Annotated in this window: 16 protein-coding genes; 14 read left to right on the top strand and 2 right to left on the bottom strand. The window is 33.1% G+C overall.

The genetic code is table 11. From position 1 onward, the window contains the following. Window positions 1-28 precede the first annotated feature (28 nt). From QO190_RS11465 to QO190_RS11400, 14 genes are all read left to right on the top strand, one after another. The gene (locus QO190_RS11465) at window positions 29-991 is read left to right on the top strand and encodes a YjgN family protein (RefSeq protein ID WP_104793358.1); all 963 of its coding nucleotides are present in this window, start codon (window positions 29-31) and stop codon (window positions 989-991) included. Next, window positions 992-2056 carry a M48 family metallopeptidase gene (locus QO190_RS11460; RefSeq protein ID WP_371463441.1) on the top strand — a complete coding sequence of 355 codons (1065 nt, stop codon included), beginning with the start codon at window positions 992-994 and terminating at the stop codon, window positions 2054-2056. It abuts the gene before it with no gap. Continuing rightward, window positions 2053-2541, top strand: a complete 489-nt coding sequence (locus QO190_RS11455; protein WP_371463443.1) for a GNAT family N-acetyltransferase — start codon at window positions 2053-2055, stop codon at window positions 2539-2541. Before QO190_RS11460 ends, QO190_RS11455 begins: the two co-directional genes overlap by 4 nt. A gap of 69 nt (window positions 2542-2610) precedes the next feature. Continuing rightward, window positions 2611-3000 (top strand): hypothetical protein, encoded by a 390-nt coding sequence (locus tag QO190_RS11450; protein ID WP_371463445.1) that lies wholly within the window; start codon window positions 2611-2613, stop codon window positions 2998-3000. A gap of 66 nt (window positions 3001-3066) precedes the next feature. Further along, window positions 3067-6237 (top strand): efflux RND transporter permease subunit, encoded by a 3171-nt coding sequence (locus QO190_RS11445; protein ID WP_371463447.1) that lies wholly within the window; start codon window positions 3067-3069, stop codon window positions 6235-6237. 126 nt (window positions 6238-6363) lie between these two features. Next, complete coding sequence (locus QO190_RS11440) at window positions 6364-7584, top strand: TolC family protein (protein WP_371463449.1); 1221 nt, start codon at window positions 6364-6366, stop codon at window positions 7582-7584. A 7-nt stretch (window positions 7585-7591) separates the two neighbouring features. Then, the gene (locus QO190_RS11435) at window positions 7592-8158 is read left to right on the top strand and encodes a cytochrome b/b6 domain-containing protein (RefSeq protein ID WP_371463450.1); all 567 of its coding nucleotides are present in this window, start codon (window positions 7592-7594) and stop codon (window positions 8156-8158) included. Between the two features lie 51 nt (window positions 8159-8209). After that, complete coding sequence (locus tag QO190_RS11430) at window positions 8210-9343, top strand: efflux RND transporter periplasmic adaptor subunit (protein ID WP_371463452.1); 1134 nt, start codon at window positions 8210-8212, stop codon at window positions 9341-9343. A gap of 66 nt (window positions 9344-9409) precedes the next feature. After that, on the top strand, window positions 9410-9853 hold the full coding sequence (locus tag QO190_RS11425; protein WP_371463454.1) for a thioredoxin family protein: 444 nt from the start codon (window positions 9410-9412) through the stop codon (window positions 9851-9853). Between the two features lies 1 nt (window position 9854). Further along, window positions 9855-10775 (top strand): FAD:protein FMN transferase, encoded by a 921-nt coding sequence (locus QO190_RS11420; RefSeq protein WP_371463456.1) that lies wholly within the window; start codon window positions 9855-9857, stop codon window positions 10773-10775. A 2-nt stretch (window positions 10776-10777) separates the two neighbouring features. Then, the gene (locus QO190_RS11415; protein WP_371463458.1) at window positions 10778-10996 is read left to right on the top strand and encodes a DUF4266 domain-containing protein; all 219 of its coding nucleotides are present in this window, start codon (window positions 10778-10780) and stop codon (window positions 10994-10996) included. Between the two features lie 30 nt (window positions 10997-11026). Continuing rightward, the gene (locus tag QO190_RS11410; RefSeq protein WP_371463460.1) at window positions 11027-12331 is read left to right on the top strand and encodes a DUF3570 domain-containing protein; all 1305 of its coding nucleotides are present in this window, start codon (window positions 11027-11029) and stop codon (window positions 12329-12331) included. 10 nt (window positions 12332-12341) lie between these two features. After that, entirely contained in the window at window positions 12342-13439 is a 1098-nt protein-coding gene (locus QO190_RS11405) for a VIT1/CCC1 transporter family protein (RefSeq protein WP_371463462.1), read from the top strand. Between the two features lie 116 nt (window positions 13440-13555). Continuing rightward, window positions 13556-14263, top strand: a complete 708-nt coding sequence (locus tag QO190_RS11400) for a hypothetical protein (protein WP_371463463.1) — start codon at window positions 13556-13558, stop codon at window positions 14261-14263. Here QO190_RS11400 and recG read toward each other — a convergent pair. Both recG and QO190_RS11390 read right to left on the bottom strand, forming a co-directional pair. Beyond that, window positions 14260-16371: an ATP-dependent DNA helicase RecG gene (recG, locus tag QO190_RS11395; RefSeq protein WP_371463467.1), complete on the bottom strand. Its 2112-nt coding sequence runs from the start codon at window positions 16369-16371 to the stop codon at window positions 14260-14262. The two genes, QO190_RS11400 and recG, sit on opposite strands and share 4 nt — an antisense overlap. A gap of 63 nt (window positions 16372-16434) precedes the next feature. After that, on the bottom strand, window positions 16435-16971 hold the full coding sequence (locus QO190_RS11390) for a hypothetical protein (RefSeq protein WP_371463465.1): 537 nt from the start codon (window positions 16969-16971) through the stop codon (window positions 16435-16437). Window positions 16972-17293: the final 322 nt, after the last annotated feature.

The following is a 17293-nucleotide window of genomic DNA, read 5'->3' as shown; positions in this document are numbered from 1 at the left end:
CATAACTATATAAACTAAGAAAACTTTTATGGAGAAAACTGACATGAGAAACTACTCTTCTTCTTTCAGAGGAAAAGGTAGCGAATTTTTTGGCGTAGTTGTTATCAACTGGCTATTGACCGTTATTACTTTGGGATTATACTATCCTTGGGCAAAAGAAAGAACCCTAAAATATTTGTACGCAAATACTTACCTAGAAAATGACAGATTTCAATTTTCTGGAACGGGAAAAGAAATGTTCGTAGGTTTTATTAAAGTATTTGGAATGTTTTTATTCCTGTATTTAGCATTTTTATTTGCTGCACAATCACAAAACGCTGCGCTTTCTGTGATAATTCTTCTTTTATTCTATGCATTTATTTTAGGCATTATTCCTTTTGCTATTCACGGATTTTACAGATATAGAATGTCTAGAACTTCATGGAGAGGAATAAGATTTGGATACAGAGGAGACAGAAGCACTTTGGTAAAAATATATTTCAGAGATTTATTTTTGACCATTCTTACCTTCGGAATTTATAGCTCTTGGATGACAATTCACCTTAGAAATTACACCTTGAGCAATGTAAAATTTGGGAGCGCATCATTTAAACATCATGCAAATGGTGATGATTATTTTTTCCTTAATCTTAAAGGAATAATTTTAACCTATATTACGCTAGGAATTTACAGTTTTTGGTTCCAAAGAGACATCATTAACTTTTATTTTGACCATTTAAGTCTTCATCACAATGATAAAAAGGTTAAGTTCAAATCTCACCTTAGTGCAGGAGATATTTTTGAATTATTAATTATCAATTTAATTATTATTGTTTTCACGTTAGGATTAGGTTATGCTTTTGCAGAAGTGAGAACTTTAACTACTATGTTTTCTAAACTTCAGATTTATGGCGATATCGATTTAGATGCGATTCAACAGACTGAAGCAGAATACAAAAACGCTTTCGGAGACGAAGCATTAGATGTAATGGATTTAAGCGGAGTCATCTAAATGAGTTTTACTAAAGCATATGGTAAATATTTTGACGGCCATACTTCTAAACCCTATGATGTAGAGTTAGAAATATGGCCCGAAAAAAAAATTTCCTTTTTTTTTAATAATCGAAAGCTCAATTGGAATTTCGAGGAGGTTTCTTTTGAAAAAAATAGCGATACACTCTACATTACTAGAAAAGAGAATCATGCAGAGAGTTTGAGAATAGACAATCCTTACGTTATCAATCTTATTTACCAATCTGCTAAAAAATCTCGAAACATTTCTTGGTATCAAAACATTCTAGATTTAGGATTTAAATTCTATGCAATTGCCACTGTTACCGTAGTTGCTGCGATTGCTTTATTTTATGTTTTTGTGATTCCTTGGATGAGTGAGCGTGTTACCGAAATCACGCCAGTAGAATTTGACAATAAAATAGGAGATTCTCAATATAACCAGATGGAAAGTATTCTTGTAATAGACAAAAAAAAATCAAGAATCCTTCAAGAATTTGCTTCAAATATCGATTTTGAAACTTCCAGAAAACTGACTTTCAAAGTAGTGAATGACAGCGAAGTCAACGCTTATGCTTTACCCAATGGAACCATCTTGGTGCATTCAGGAATTTTAGATAAAATTTCTAATTATGAGCAGTTAGCTGCACTTCTTGGTCACGAAGCAACTCATGTGAAAGAAAGACACAGCATCAAAATTCTTTCCAGAGCTATTTCTGGCTACATCATCGTTTCTGCTGTAACTGGCGATGTAAACGGAATTATGTCTACTATTGCAGATAATGCCAATCAATTGAATAATCTATCTTATTCTAGAGATTTTGAAGAATCTTCTGATGCTGGAAGTTATCAGATTCTTAGAAAAAATAAAATCAATCCTAAAGGCTTAGAAGAACTTTTTTCGATTTTAAAAGAAAAGGAAGGCCTAGAAATTCCTAAAATCCTTTCTACACATCCTATTACGAATGACAGAATCAATTTTGCCAAAAAATTGATTCATCAAAACGAATATACTTCTATTCCGCATCAAGAATTAGAACAACTTTTTACTGAACTCAAAAAATGATAAAAAAATCCATCATAAAAGACATTCCATTAATTCAAGATTTAGCAGAAAAATCTTGGAGAAGTCACTATCCAGGAATTATTTCTCATGAACAAATAGATTTTATGCTGGATTTAATGTATTCTGAAGAAGAAATTACCCGTCAATTTAATAATCCCAATTATCATTATTATCTTTTGGGTGATGCAGAAAATTTCTATGGAATTATGGGCTTCGAAAATCATTATGAAGAAAACACTACTAAACTCCATAGAATCTACATTACCGAAGAAGGAAAAGGAAAAGGTCTAGGAAAAGAAGCCATTCAATTTCTAAAAAATCAAATTCTAAAAATGGGTGACCAAAGAATTATCCTTGCCGTAAATAAGCAAAATCCATCTTATCATTTTTATCTTTCTCAAGGCTTCAAAGTCTATGAAGAAGGCGTTTTTGACATTGGAAATGGCTTCGTAATGGATGATTACTTGATGGAATGGAATGCATAAATTATTATATCTTTAACACTTCATAGACATTCTCTATTAATTTTTTCACTAACTTTGTGAAATATTCAGATGAAAAGACATTTTTCAATATTTCTCTTAACAATTTACCTCTTTAGTTTTACAGAGGTCAAAGAAGTATTGAAAATTCCTGCATTAATCGAACATTATCAGGAACATAAATCTGAAAATAAAAACATCAGTATTGTTGGGTTTATCGCGCTTCATTATTTAAGTGGTAGCCAAAAAGACAGTGACTATGAAAAAGACATGAAACTGCCTTTTAAAGCCCATGAAATTTCTTCCGTTAGCTTTGCAATCCAAGATTTACCTAAATCTTTTGAGCTGAATTTAACTCAAACTAAAAAGTTTTTTGAAGAAAAAAACCAGAACTTTCATTACGCTGAAAGTTTTATCAATCCACATTTACTTTCATTTTTTCAACCGCCAGAGCTGGTTTAATTTATTGGTATAGAAAACTCATTACTATTTGGTTTTGAGACGTTTCACTCTATAAATTAAATTAAAATGCTTAACAAAATCATAGAATTTTCCATCAAGAATAAACTGATTATCGCTTTATTCACACTTGGATTAATCATTTATGGAATATTTGAGGTAAGAAAATTACCTATCGATGCGGTACCCGATATTACAGACAATCAAGTACAGATTATTACCGTTTCCCCAAGTTTGGGAGCGCCAGATGTAGAAAGATTCATCACTTTTCCGCTAGAACAAGCTAATAATAACATTGCAGGAATTAAACAAATGCGTAGTTTTTCGCGTTTCGGACTTTCTGTAATTACTATTGTTTTTAAAGATGAAGTAGATTTACATTGGGCACGTCAACAAGTTGCAGAAAGGCTTCAGCAAGTTTCTAAAGATATTCCTACCAGCTTGGGAACGCCTTCTATGGCTCCGATTTCTACAGGTTTAGGAGAAATTTATCAATATGTAGTTCGCCCGAAAAAAGGTTATGAACACCGTTACAATGCGATGCAACTCAGAACTATTCAAGATTGGATTGTTCGCAGACAATTACTAGGAACGGAAGGAGTTGCAGATGTAGCGAGTTTTGGTGGAGATTTAAAACAATATGAAGTTGCTGTAAATCCTTCTCAACTGAAATCTATGGGTGTAACCATGACCGAAGTTTTTGATGCATTACAAAAGAACAATCAAAATACTGGTGGCGCTTATATAGAAAAAGGTCCGAGTGTTCTATTTATCAGAACCGAAGGATTAATGGGAAAAATTACAGATATTGAAAACACTGTAGTTAAAAATTTAGAAGACGGAACTCCAATTTTGATTAAAAACATTGGAACCGTACAATACGGAAAAGCCATCAGATACGGCGCAATGACCTACAACGGAGAAGGAGAAGTTGCAGGAGCTGTGGTGATGATGATGAAAGGAGAAAACTCAAACGAAGTCATTAAAAAAGTAAAAACAAGAATAGAAGAAATCCAAAAAACTTTACCAGAAGGCGTAAAAATAGATGCATTCTTAGACCGAACCAAAATGGTAAATAATGCCATCGGAACAGTTGAGAAAAACCTTTTAGAAGGTGCACTAATTGTAGTTTTCGTATTGGTATTATTCCTCGGAAATCTGCGTGCTGGATTTTTGGTAGCTTCTGTTATTCCGCTCTCCATGCTTTTTGCCATCATTATGATGAATATTTTTGGAGTTTCAGGGAATTTAATGAGTTTAGGCGCATTAGATTTCGGATTAATTGTAGATGGTGCCGTCATCATTGTAGAAGCGGTTTTGCATAGATTACAACATTTAAAAGTTTATCAAAATCAAAGCATTTCTCAAACCATGATGGATGACGAAGTCTATACTTCTTCCAGCAAAATGATGAATTCTGCGGTGTTTGGACAAATTATTATCCTTATCGTTTATTTACCGATTCTCACTTTAGAAGGTGTAGAAGGCAAAATGTTTATTCCGATGGCGCAAACTGTAATTTTTGCATTATTGGGAGCATTTATTCTTTCTTTAACCTATATCCCGATGATGAGCTCTCTTGTTTTGTCTAAAAAAATTGACAATAAAAAGACCATTTCGGATAAAATGATTGAAAAAATTGAGAAAAACTACGATAAATCATTAGAAAGAGTTTTAAAAATTCCTAATTTAATATTCTTCGGGATTGTTGGTGTATTTTTCTTTGCAGTCTTTATAATGACCAGATTAGGAGGAGAATTTATTCCTAGTCTTCCTGAAGGAGATTTTGCAGTAGATACAAGAGTTTTACCTGGTAGTAATCTGAAAACTTCTACAGATGCTGTTCAAAAGTCATCACAGATTTTAATGAAAAAATTCCCAGAAATTGAAAAAATTGTAGGGAAAACAGGAAGCTCCGAAATCCCAACCGATCCTATGCCAATTGACGCGAGTGATATGATGATCATCTTAAAACCTCGTGCTGAATGGACTTCTGCAACAACTTATGATGAACTTTCGGAAAAAATGTCCGCCGAATTGAAGAAAAATATGATTGGCGTGACTTACTCTTTCCAATATCCTGTTGCAATGAGATTTAACGAATTAATGACAGGAGCAAGACAAGACGTAGTTTGTAAAATTTTTGGAGAAAATCTTGACACCTTAAAAGTTTATGCTGAAAAATTAGGTCAAATTTCCAAAAAAATTGAAGGCGCACAAAACATTTATGTAGAGCCTGTTTCAGGAATGCCACAGATTGTGATTACTTACAAACGTGAAACCATGTCACAGTTTGGGCTTAATGTAAGTGATGTAAATAATATCGTTAATACGGCTTTTGCAGGACAAGCTACAGGCTCTGTATTCGAAGGAGAAAAGAAATTTGATTTGGTCGTTCGCTTAGATGGAAACCAAAGAAAAAATGTAGACGATGTCAATAATCTACTCATCTCTACTCCTTCTGGAATTGAAATTCCACTCAGCACAGTTGCAAATGTGGAATTAAAGGAAAGCATTAACCAAATTCAGCGTGAAAATGCTCAGCGAAGAATCATCGTTGGTTTTAATGTAAGAAACCGAGATATACAGTCTACGGTAGAAAATTTACAACAAAATGTAGAAAAACAACTGAAACTTCCTGCTGGTTATTCCATAAAATATGGTGGAACTTTTGAAAATCTTCAACAAGCGAAATCACGTTTAGCAATAGCCGTTCCGGTGAGTTTATTATTAATTTTACTGATGCTGTATTTTGCATTTAATTCAGTAAAATACGGATTGCTCATCTTCTCTGCCATTCCGCTTTCCGCGATTGGAGGAATTCTCTCACTTTGGTTAAGAGATATGAATTTCAGTATTTCTGCGGGAGTTGGTTTCATTGCATTATTTGGGGTAGCGGTTTTAAATGGTATTGTTCTTATTTCGGAATTTAACCGCCAAAAAACAATACAACCAGATTTAAAAACTGCAGTAATCATAGGTGGTAGAACGAGATTAAGACCCGTTTTAATGACTGCATTTGTTGCATCTTTAGGATTTTTGCCAATGGCAATTTCTACAGGTGAAGGTGCAGAAGTTCAGAGACCACTCGCTACAGTTGTAATTGGTGGTTTATTATTAGCCACTTACCTTACACTTTATCTATTGCCAGTAATGTACATTTGGTTCGAAAAACACTTCCCAGACACTCGTAGAAATTTACATGAAATGAGTGATGACGAAGATGGTTATCAGTTATAATGAAGGATGAAGGATGAAGGATGAAGGATGAAAATTAATAAATTTAGATGATCCTTTGCGTTCTTAGACTATTCTATAACATATTAAAAAAAATCTTCGCGCTCTTTGCGTTAAAATTAATTTAAAATGAAAGATAAATTTTTAAAAATATTCACTTTTCTAATTTTTGGAATAGGATTTTCACAAACTCCTATTTCACTAGAAAGTGCCATCAATAAAGCCCTGAACAATAACTTAGTCATCAAAGACGGAACATTAAAGGTACAATACCAAGAAAAAATGCAACGTTCTGCTACCGTTATTGACCCATTGATGATTTCAGGAGAAATCGGGCAAATGAATTCAGCTTATGTTGACAATAAATTTTCGGTTTCTCAAACGATTAGATTGCCAAAATTTTACAACAGTCAGAAGAAAGTTTTAGCAGAAGAATATAAAAATTCTACGCTACAATTGGATGTTCATAAATGGCAAATCAAAAAAGAAATTTCTTTGATTTACAATGAGTTAAAATATCTAGACGAGAAGAAAAAACTGCTCAAAAAAGCAGACAGCATCTTTTCTCAATATTACAAAAGAGCAGAACTCAGACTGAAAAAAGGAGAAAGCAATCTTCTAGAAAAAGCGACTGCCGAAAACTTGAGAAGTCAAGCAGAATTACAACTCAATGCACTCGAAAAAGACAGAGAAATAGCTTTGCAGAAATTTAATTTCCTCATCAATGACGGAACTTTTTACCAAAATGATAAAGAAAAATACACTGTTTTAGACGTAAATAACCTTGGCGAAAATTTCTCTGGAAATCCAATTATTTTAAAACAATTGGAGCAAGAAAAAAACATTCAAAATGCTAAACTTTTAGCTGAAAAATCTAAGCTTACTCCAAGTTTTAACATTGGTTACAACAATATGTCTATGTACGGAAATGGTGCAGATGATAAGTTCTATGAGCGTTCGGCAAGATTTCACTCTGGTATGGTCGGAATAGGTTTACCTGTTTTTAATTCAGCACAAAAATCAGTGATTGAAGCTCAGAAAATCAACCAACAAATCGCTGAAAATAATTATCAGCTGGGTTCATTGAAACTGAAAAATCAATACACACAGAACTTTAATCTTTATCAAAAACTAACGAACGAGATTTCTTACTATCAAAAAACAGGTTTGGCAAACAGCGAAAGCATCTTAAAAACCGCCAATAACCAGTATTATAACGGAGAAATCAATTATTTAGAATGGACTCTTTTAGTAAATCAAGCATTTGAAATTGAAAACAAATACACAGATCGATTAAAAGAACTCAATGACATTATTATAGAAATCAACGCGCTGAAAAGCGAAAATTAATTAAAAGATGAAAAAATTTACCGCAACACATAGAATTATACATTGGGTTATCGCAATTTCAATGTTCGTATTATTAGCCACTGGATTTTTAAGAATGTATTGGATGGGCAGAAAAACCATTTCTGCTGCTATCAATAACGAACTTACCGCTAAAGGTTTAGCATTACCAGAAGAAAGCGTTCGTGCTATTGCAAAATCCATTATCAATCCAATGTTTGAGTGGCACGTTAACTTTGCTTATATATTGGTTTTTGCTTTTGTTTTAAGGATAATTTATATGTTGGTAAAAGGCATTAAATTCCCTAATCCTTTTTCTAAAACGGCTTCTGGAAAAGAAAAATTCCAAGGAACTATTTATTTTATTTTCTACATTTTAGTGGCGGTAGAAGCTGCAACAGGTATGATGCTAAAATTTGAATTAGCCGGAGAAGACATTCTAGAAAAAGCCGAAGAAATTCACAAACTAGCCATTTATTGGATGCCAGGATTCATCGTCCTTCATTTTGTAGGAATTACCATTGCCGAATTGACCAACAAAAAAGGAATTGTTTCTAAAATGATTGGAGGAGAATAATCCTTAATCAAATGAAAATTTTAATTTTTTTAAGCAAAAAATGAATCAAAAATGAAAAAAATAATTTCAATTATAACGATAACTCTTCTACTCTTTTCTTGTGGCAAAAAAGAAGAAACTGCCAAAGAAGAATTTGAAGTAGTAGCCGCTGAAAACCAAATTACACTCAACGATAACCAAATCAAAAATGCGGGTATAGAAACAGGAAATTTAGGATACGAAGATATTTCAGCAAAAATTATATTAAATGGAGCGATAGATGTTCCGCCACAGAATTTAGCAAGCGTTTCTGCACCAAGTGGTGGTTATGTGCGTTTTATTCGTCATATGCCAGGAATGCACGTAGACAAAGGCGAAACCTTAGCTGTTTTAGAAGATCCACAGATTGTTCAGTTGCAGCAGGATTATCTTTTGGCAAAATCTAATTTAGGTTACGCACAAAAAGATTATGCTAGACAAAGTGAATTAAATCAAAGCAAAGCCGCATCAGATAAAGCGATGCAACTCGCCCAAACTGAAGCTCAAAATCAAAATATTTTGATGAGAGGAATGGCCGAAAAACTGAGAGCTCTTGGAATAAATCCAAATAACTTGAACGCTGGAAATATCAAAAGAAGTGTAGCCGTTACATCACCAGTTTCTGGTTATATTTCTAGTGTAAATGTGAAAATGGGACAATATGTTTCGCCTACAGAAAGACTTTTTGACGTAGTAAACACGGATGATATTCATCTTGCACTAAAGGTTTTTGAAAAAGATTTGAATAAAATTGCTTTGAACCAAAGAGTTTTTGCTTATACCAATCAAAATCCTGATAAAAAATACGCCGCAAATATCATTTTAATTGGCAGAGATTTTCAGCCAGACAAATCGGTGATTATTCATTGTCATTTTATAGAATATGATAAGAGTTTAATTCCTGGAACTTACATGAATGCAGAAGTAGAAACCCAAACTGAAACCGGTAACACTGTTCCAGACGATGCAGTAGTTACTTGGGAAGGCAAACAATATATTTTTGAACAAGTACAACCAAAAACCTATAAAATGTTTCTTGTAACCATAGGAAATTCGGAAAATGGTAGAACAGAAATTTTGAACCTTGACGAAAAGGCTAAAAACAAGAAATTTGTAACGAAAGGAGCATATTATCTATTGATGGGACTTAAAAATGTAGAAGAATAAATATTTTCTAAAACATTTTTATAATAATTACACAATTTACAACGTTACAATTAAAAATTTAAATAAATGAGAACTAAAAAGGTAATATTCAGCATATTACTACTCTTCAGCCTATTCGTTTTTTCACAAGAAAAATTTAGTAAGTTTCAGCAAATTAAAGACGCTGCTCAACAAGAAAACAAAAGTATTCTACTCAAATTTTCAGGCTCAGATTGGTGCATCCCATGTATTAAGTTGCAAAAAAAAGTGATTGATGACCCTATTTTCCAAGAGTATATTTCTAAAAAACTAGTCTATGTAGAAGCAGATTTCCCTAGAAAAAAAGGGAAATTAAGTGCCAATATCATTACAAGAAATAAAGAATTAGCAGACATTTACAATAAACAAGGCGTTTTTCCTAAAATGGTCTTATTGAATGCTAATGGCAAAATTCTAAAAACTTGGGAAGGTTTTGATAATGCGACTGTAAATACGATGATTCAAGAAATTAATCAATCTACTGGTAAATAATATGCAAAAAAAACTGACCCAACTTTTGATGGGAAATCGGTTTGAAATTACTGTAGAAGCCAAAACAGATGCAGAAGCAGATTTTTTTCTAAAAAAAGCGGTAGAAGAAATTTCTAGAATAGAAGCATTACTCTCTACTTATCAATCTACCAGCGAAACCAATCTCATCAATGAAAATGCAGGAATAAAACCAGTAAAAGTGAGTGATGAAACTTTTTCAATTATCGCAAGGTCTAAGAAAATTTCTGAAATTACTCAAGGTGCTTTTGATATTACTTACGGCTCTATTGATAAGCGTTTTTGGAATTTTGACACCGAAATGACATCGCTTCCAGATGAAGATTTGGCTCAAAAAAGCATCGCTTTAATTGATTACAGAAATATAGAACTCAATGCAGAGTACAAAACTGTTTTCCTCAAAAATAAAGGAATGAGAATTGGTTTTGGAGGCATTGGAAAAGGCTATGCTGCAGAAAAAGCCAAAATCCTACTAAAAAGTCTTGGCGTAAAAGCAGGAATTATCAATGCTTCAGGAGATTTATCTTGTTGGGGAGTCCCCGAAAACGGAAAATCTTGGACCATAGGAATTGCGCATCCTGATTTTTCGGGAATGCCATTTTCTACCCTTGAAGTAACAGATTTAGCCATCGCAACATCTGGAAATTATGAAAAATTCGTGATGATAGATGGCAAAAAATATTCGCATACCATAGACCCAAAAACAGGATTTCCTATTCACGGAATTAAAAGCGTAACAGTAATTAGTCCAAACGCAGAAATTTCTGATGCTTTCGCAACACCTATTTCGATTATGGGCATAAAAGCTGGACTTTCTTTGATTAATCAAATGAAAGATATAGAATGCATCATCATAGATGATGATAACAATATTTATTACTCAGAAAACATCAAAATCATATAAAAATGAACTCTATTAAAGTATTTTTTGCACTATTCTTCGTCTCGATAATGGTGCACAACTGCGTTTCTGTAAAAGAATACGAAAAAAACTATGTGAACGATAGTGAAATGCAACTTTCTACCAAAAAATCTGCAAAAACAGAAAATAATTTTCTTTTATACAGAGAAGCAGCTTCTGGTGCAGATGGTGGAAAAAACGGTGGCGGTTGCGGTTGCAACTAAGTAAATTACGAATCTATACAATCATTAACGATGAAAAAAAGCATATTATCCGTACTTTTACTAGCCATCACTTTTGGTTTCTTTGGAAAATCAAAAGCACAAGAAAAAGACTCACTTTACGAAGCGAGAAAACTGAAAATTGACGAAATTAACTTTGTATCAGGATATTACACTCAAGAAGGTGAACACTCTTCCATTGGTGGAGGAAAAGGTGATGAAGCTTTGACCAATATTTCTAATTCTATACAGGTAAGATTACTTAAAAACAGTCAAAAATATGAACATAGACTAGACGTTGCTGTAGCAGTAGACCATCACACTTCTGCTTCTACCAAATTAATTAATAATGTTCCAGATGGTTCCCCTACCAATATATATTCTGGAAAAATAAGTGCCAAAACTGCTGCTTCTAGTGGAACTAGCGGAGTTACTGGTGCTTCTTCTAAATTTGTAGGTTGGAGAATTTATCCTTCTATTAATTATTTTGCTAAAAATTTAGAACGAAATACTACTTATGGAATTGGAGCTTACTATTCCAGAGAATTTGACTATCAATCCATTGGTGGTGAACTTTCTTTTGTAAAATCGTCTCAAGATAATAATGCTGAGTTCAGTGTAAAAGCAATGGCATTTTTTGACCAAAGATTAGAAATTTTACCAGTAGAACTTAGACCAGTTAATGCAGGAGTAAACAACAAAAAAGCTGACGATGACGAAGACGAACATGAAGGAGGCGATGATAATTACAAACTTTGGAATAAAAATTCTTATAGTGTAAACTTTGCGTATTCTCAAATTATCAATCCAAGGTTACAAGTTTCATTGTTGGCAGATTTTGCATTTCAAGATGGTTTACTTTCTATTCCTTATAACAGAGTTTACTTTACCAATAATACTGTCTCCAGCGAAAAATTGCCCATGCAAAGAATGAAAATCCCCTTAGGAATGAGGCTCAATTATTTCTTGGGCGAAACATTTATTTTCAGAACCTATTATCGATATTTCTTTGATGATTGGGGAATCAAAGCACATACTGCACAATTAGAAATCCCGATAAAAATTTCGCCATTTGTTTCATTAAGTCCTTTTTACAGATATCATCATCAGACCAGTAATGATTATTTTAAACCTTACGGACAACACAATCCTGACGAAAAATATTATTCTTCAGACTATGATTTATCTAGTTTTAATAGCCAAAACATTGGGTTAAATCTTCATTATTTACCTTTAGAATCTAAGATTTTTAAAAGTGTAGATTTCAGATATAGTTTTTATAAAAGAAGTGAAGGTTTATCAGCACATAATCTTACATTTGCTATAACCTTTAAATAACCATCTCAAAATGAACTTAAAAAACATCCAAACCGAAGTAGATGCTTCTTTTCTGTACGGTTTATTAGCAGAGAAAGAAGAAGACCAAAATGTTAAAGAGATTTTCTCACAAATGTCTGCCATCGAAAAATCTCACGCAGTAGCATTTTTACAGAAAGTAGGACTCACGGAAAAAGACATGCCAGAGCCTTCTACCAGAGCAAAAATTTTAAAAAAAATTGGAGGAATTTTAGGTTATGATTATGTTTTAGGAACTTTATTAGACACAGAAAAATCACTTTCTCATTCCATCGGAAAAGCCAGAGTTAATACAAAAACTCAAGCATCTATTTCGGATACTGCCCACGTGAAAATTTTAGAAAATATTCTTCAAAATAATCCTAAAATCGGTGGAAATGCACTTTCTCGTTTTGAAAAAAGACATCGTTCTGTTGGCGGAAACGCACTTAGAGCAGCTGTTTTAGGGGGAAATGACGGTTTAATTTCCAACTTTTCATTAATTATGGGAGTTGCAGGAGCAAGTAGCGGACAAAAAGAAGTACTGCTCGCAGGTTTAGCTGGGCTTTTGGCAGGTTCATTGTCTATGGCATTAGGAGAATGGATTTCGGTACAGAGTTCCAAAGAATTATACGAAAACCAAATGTCTCTAGAAATGGATGAGCTAGAAGTAAACCCTGAAGGAGAATTAAAAGAAATAGAATTGATTTACAGAGCGAAAGGAATTCCTGCGGAACAAGCTGCAAAAATGGCAACAGAACTCATGAATGACAAAAATTCTGCACATCAGTTTTTGGTAAAAGAAGAATTAGGAATCAATACTGAAGAACTGAAAGGATCTGCCATGGAAGCAGCGATTTCTTCTTTTGTATTATTTGCAATTGGAGCCATTTTACCACTTTTCCCGTTTTTCTTTTTAGGAGGAACTCCAGCAATTATTGCAAGTGCTATCTCTAGTTCCGTTGGTTTATTTTTAATCGGTTCTGCCATTACACTTTTCACAGGAAAGAGCATTTGGTATTCTGGTTTCAGACAAGTCATTTTCGGATTATTAGCAGCAGCAATCACTTTCGGAATCGGTAAATTAATTGGCGTTTCGGTGATAGGATAAAATTTTAAAACATTTCAACTCAATTTTTAAAAATGCCGTGACAAAATTCATGGCATTTTTTTTCAAAAAAACACTCTTATAGTTCTTCAATAAAGGATTTTTTGTAAATTAGTCCTATGAAAAAACTAATAATCACTGCCCTGATTTTATTGAGCTATCAAGCGGAAGCTCAAATCAAAGCGGTAACTGACGAAGGAAAAGAAGTGGTTCTATTTGATAATGGAACTTGGAAATTTGCTAACGACAGTGACGCAAAAGTTCTAGAAACCATCACTACCAATGAAACTCCATTTACTAAAGATAAAACCTCTACATTTTTATACCGAAGCAAAAAAGTAAATGCAGGAGTTTATGTAAATCCTAAAATATGGAAATTTACTGACGCTTTTAAAACACCAGTTTTAGAATACGCATTTATTAATAATTTAAATTCAAATCTATTTGGAATTTTCACTTCTGAAACAGTAGAAGTTGGAACACTAAAAAACCTAAAAGAATTACTTGTAACAACTACCCAAAGCAGAGCAGATTATTTCAGACTAAAAGAGTCTGAATATAGAACTGTAAATGGCTTAAAAGTGCTTTATCTTAGGTACTTAGTAAATGCAAAAGGTTTAGATTTTGAATATCAAACATATGCATATGTTACAGACAATGGTTATTGCTCAATTACAGCTTATTCTTTTTCAAAATATTTTGATCAATATAAAAAAGAATTAGATCAATACATTAATGGTTTGGTAGAAGTGAAAAAAGCAGAAGGCACTCAAACAGTAGAAGTATATACATCACCACCTCCAGCAAAAATTAAAAGTAAAAATTAAGAGATTTTCCCCCATTTATTTTTGCCTTTGTACTGCTTAACATAGTAATTTCTAAGGCTTTGATGCTCTGCAAGCTGTAGATTTCCGTCTATTTTTAGTAAGTGTTCTACAGTTTCTTTTGCTGCTTTTATGATATTACCATCATTTACCAAATCTAGGCGTTTAAAATCTACCATTCCGCTTTGTTGAGTTCCCAGAATATCTCCAGGACCGCGCAATTGCATGTCGACTTCAGAAATTTTAAAACCGTCATTGGTTTCGCACATGGTTTTGATGCGTTTTCTGGATTCTGCGGAAAGTTTATCGCCCGTCATCAGAATACAATAGCTTTGTTCTGCTCCTCTTCCTACTCTACCACGAAGCTGGTGCAACTGTGAAAGCCCAAATCTTTCGGCACTTTCTATGACCATTACTGAAGCATTCGGAACATTTACGCCTACTTCTATTACGGTAGTTGCGACCATAATATCTGCTTTTCCTTTGGCAAAATAATTCATGGCTGCATCTTTTTCATCGGGTTTCATTTTCCCGTGAAGCATGGTTGTATTATAATCTGGAAGCGGAAAAATTTCTGAAATATGCTCAAAGCCTTCCATCAAATTTTTATAATCTAGCGTTTCAGATTCTTCAATTAATGGATATACAAAATACACTTGTCTGCCTTTGGCAATTTCTTCTTTGGCAAAACCATAAACAGAATTTCTATCTTTTTCTCTTCTATGAGCTGTTATAATGGGTTTTCTACCAACAGGCATTTCATCAATTACCGAAACATCTAAATCGGAATAATAACTCATCGCTAGAGTTCTAGGAATCGGAGTTGCCGTCATCACCAAAATATGCGGTGCAATTTTATTTTTAGCCCAAAGTTTCGCACGTTGTGCTACTCCAAATCGATGCTGTTCATCAATAATTGCCAATCCTAAATTTTTGAACCGAACAATGTCTTCTAAAACCGCGTGAGTTCCTACTAAAATCGAAAGTTCGCCGTTTAAAAGTTCTTCATGAATCACTTTTCTTTCGGCGGTTTTGGTAGAGCCTGTGAGTAATCTTACTTTAACATCCGTTTCCTTCAATAAATCTGCAATTGAATTAAAATGTTGAGTTGCCAAAATTTCTGTAGGCGCCATCATACAACTTTGGAAACCATTATCCATCGCTAAAAGCATCGCCAAAAGTGCCACCATCGTTTTACCAGAACCTACATCTCCTTGCAATAATCGGTTCATCTGAATAGGCTTTTTCAAATCATTTCTGATTTCTTTCAGCACTCTTTTTTGAGCATTGGTCAATTCAAAAGGAAGGAAATTTTCGTAGAAATTATTGAAATTTTCGCCTACTATCGGAAAAGGATTCCCAATGGTAAAACTTTTGTTGTAATTTTTTTTGAGACCGTAACCCAACTGAAAAAAGAACGCTTCTTCAAATTTCAATCTTCTGTCTGCATGTTTGGCAAAATCTGCATTTTGCGGAAAATGGATGTTAAGATACGCTTGTTGACGACTCATGAGTTTCAGAGATTTCATGAGGGAAACTGGCAAATTTTCTTCTATCAACTGAGGAATCTGCGAAATGATGTTGGCTTGAACCGTTTGAAAAAATTTCTGGTTTAGTCCACGTTTCGTCAATTTTTCTGAACTTGGATAAATAGGTCTGAGTCTTTCTTCTGCCGATTTTTTATCTTCTAATTCAATTTCTGGATGCGGCATAGAAAAACTATGGTTAAACTCCTGAACTCTCCCAAAAATATAGATTTCTCGGTTTACGGGAATCTGTTCTTTCATCCAATTAGAATACTGAAACCAAACTACATCTAGTGTTCCTGTTCCGTCTGTAAATTTCCCCGAAAGTCGTTTTTTTCCTTTGGCATAAGTAATTTCCTGCAATTCTGTAATCCTACCTTTCAGTTGAATTTCTACATTATCTTCCTTAATATCTGCAATTTTGTAGACTTTCGATTTATCTAAATATCTTATCGGAAAAAAATGCAAAAAATCTTCCACCGTTCTAATATCTAAGACATTAGCAATCAGTTTGGCACGTTCTGTACCAATTCCTTTTAAAAATTCTATGGAAGTGTCTAATGTCAATGTGAATTTGCTTTGCAGTGAACTGTGAGTTTTACGATGTGAAATTAATGAAATTTAAAGAAATTATTAGCTCTTCTTTTTTTAAGAATAAAAAATTCCAAGTATCAATCCAATAATACCACCAATAAAACTAAATATATCCATAGACCCAACCGCAATATAGTTTTCAAAATGTTGTAAATTATCAGGAATGAAACACCAATCTACAAAAAAAGATTTGGAAAGTTTAGATAAAAATATAATGCCTAAAAATAATCCTATTAATTCAGAAATAATTGTGATTAAAACTGCAATCATAATTGCTACAAAAGAAGTTTGAAATAATTTCTTCCAAGAACTTTGAATTAAATTAAAAAATCCAAAAACCACCCCTGAAATAAATGGAAGCCACCATGTTGAGAAAAAAGCAATTAATGATACAAAGACTCTTGGATGTATAATTCTATCACCATCCTCATTTACAAGACCATATTGTAAAAATCTATATTTTGTATAATATTCGTTGGAAATAGAATATGAAATATGGTCATGAATCATTCCATAAATTCCCGCCAATAATGCTGCCATTATAGAAACTAAAAATACGGCGAGAGTTTTTTTTACATCAAACTTTTTCACTTTTTATTTTTTCTAAAATTAAGAAAAGACCTTCAATAATGAAAGTCTTTTTTATTATGTTTTGGCTAAAGCCAAATTGATTTTTATGATTTGTTAAACGGAAAAATAACCGTTTCAATTTTACATGAAAGTAACTCGCATTTAAAATATACTTTTCATGCACTCTTCATGAGCTATCTACGGAGTATCTATGAACCACCTATGCTATATCCAAATTGGGGAGTCAGAATAAATTGAATTTTAAACAATAGCGTCCTAAATAAAAAAATAAGAAGGAATTAAAGTAACTCAAAGTATCTTTGAGGTTGTACAACAAAAAAAC

It is taken from the genome of Cloacibacterium sp. Arc13 (genome assembly GCF_041431305.1).
GTDB lineage: Bacteria > Bacteroidota > Bacteroidia > Flavobacteriales > Weeksellaceae > Cloacibacterium > Cloacibacterium caeni_B.
Note: the sequence above shows the minus strand (reverse complement) of the source record. Positions and strands in the feature narration are given on the sequence as shown.

Coding starts and splice junctions, on each gene's coding strand:
- QO190_RS11465 (WP_104793358.1), top strand. CDS start 29: ATGGAGAAAACTGACATGAGAAACTACTCTTCTTCTTTCAGAGGAAAA.
- QO190_RS11460 (WP_371463441.1), top strand. CDS start 992: ATGAGTTTTACTAAAGCATATGGTAAATATTTTGACGGCCATACTTCT.
- QO190_RS11455 (WP_371463443.1), top strand. CDS start 2,053: ATGATAAAAAAATCCATCATAAAAGACATTCCATTAATTCAAGATTTA.
- QO190_RS11450 (WP_371463445.1), top strand. CDS start 2,611: ATGAAAAGACATTTTTCAATATTTCTCTTAACAATTTACCTCTTTAGT.
- QO190_RS11445 (WP_371463447.1), top strand. CDS start 3,067: ATGCTTAACAAAATCATAGAATTTTCCATCAAGAATAAACTGATTATC.
- QO190_RS11440 (WP_371463449.1), top strand. CDS start 6,364: ATGAAAGATAAATTTTTAAAAATATTCACTTTTCTAATTTTTGGAATA.
- QO190_RS11435 (WP_371463450.1), top strand. CDS start 7,592: ATGAAAAAATTTACCGCAACACATAGAATTATACATTGGGTTATCGCA.
- QO190_RS11430 (WP_371463452.1), top strand. CDS start 8,210: ATGAAAAAAATAATTTCAATTATAACGATAACTCTTCTACTCTTTTCT.
- QO190_RS11425 (WP_371463454.1), top strand. CDS start 9,410: ATGAGAACTAAAAAGGTAATATTCAGCATATTACTACTCTTCAGCCTA.
- QO190_RS11420 (WP_371463456.1), top strand. CDS start 9,855: ATGCAAAAAAAACTGACCCAACTTTTGATGGGAAATCGGTTTGAAATT.
- QO190_RS11415 (WP_371463458.1), top strand. CDS start 10,778: ATGAACTCTATTAAAGTATTTTTTGCACTATTCTTCGTCTCGATAATG.
- QO190_RS11410 (WP_371463460.1), top strand. CDS start 11,027: ATGAAAAAAAGCATATTATCCGTACTTTTACTAGCCATCACTTTTGGT.
- QO190_RS11405 (WP_371463462.1), top strand. CDS start 12,342: ATGAACTTAAAAAACATCCAAACCGAAGTAGATGCTTCTTTTCTGTAC.
- QO190_RS11400 (WP_371463463.1), top strand. CDS start 13,556: ATGAAAAAACTAATAATCACTGCCCTGATTTTATTGAGCTATCAAGCG.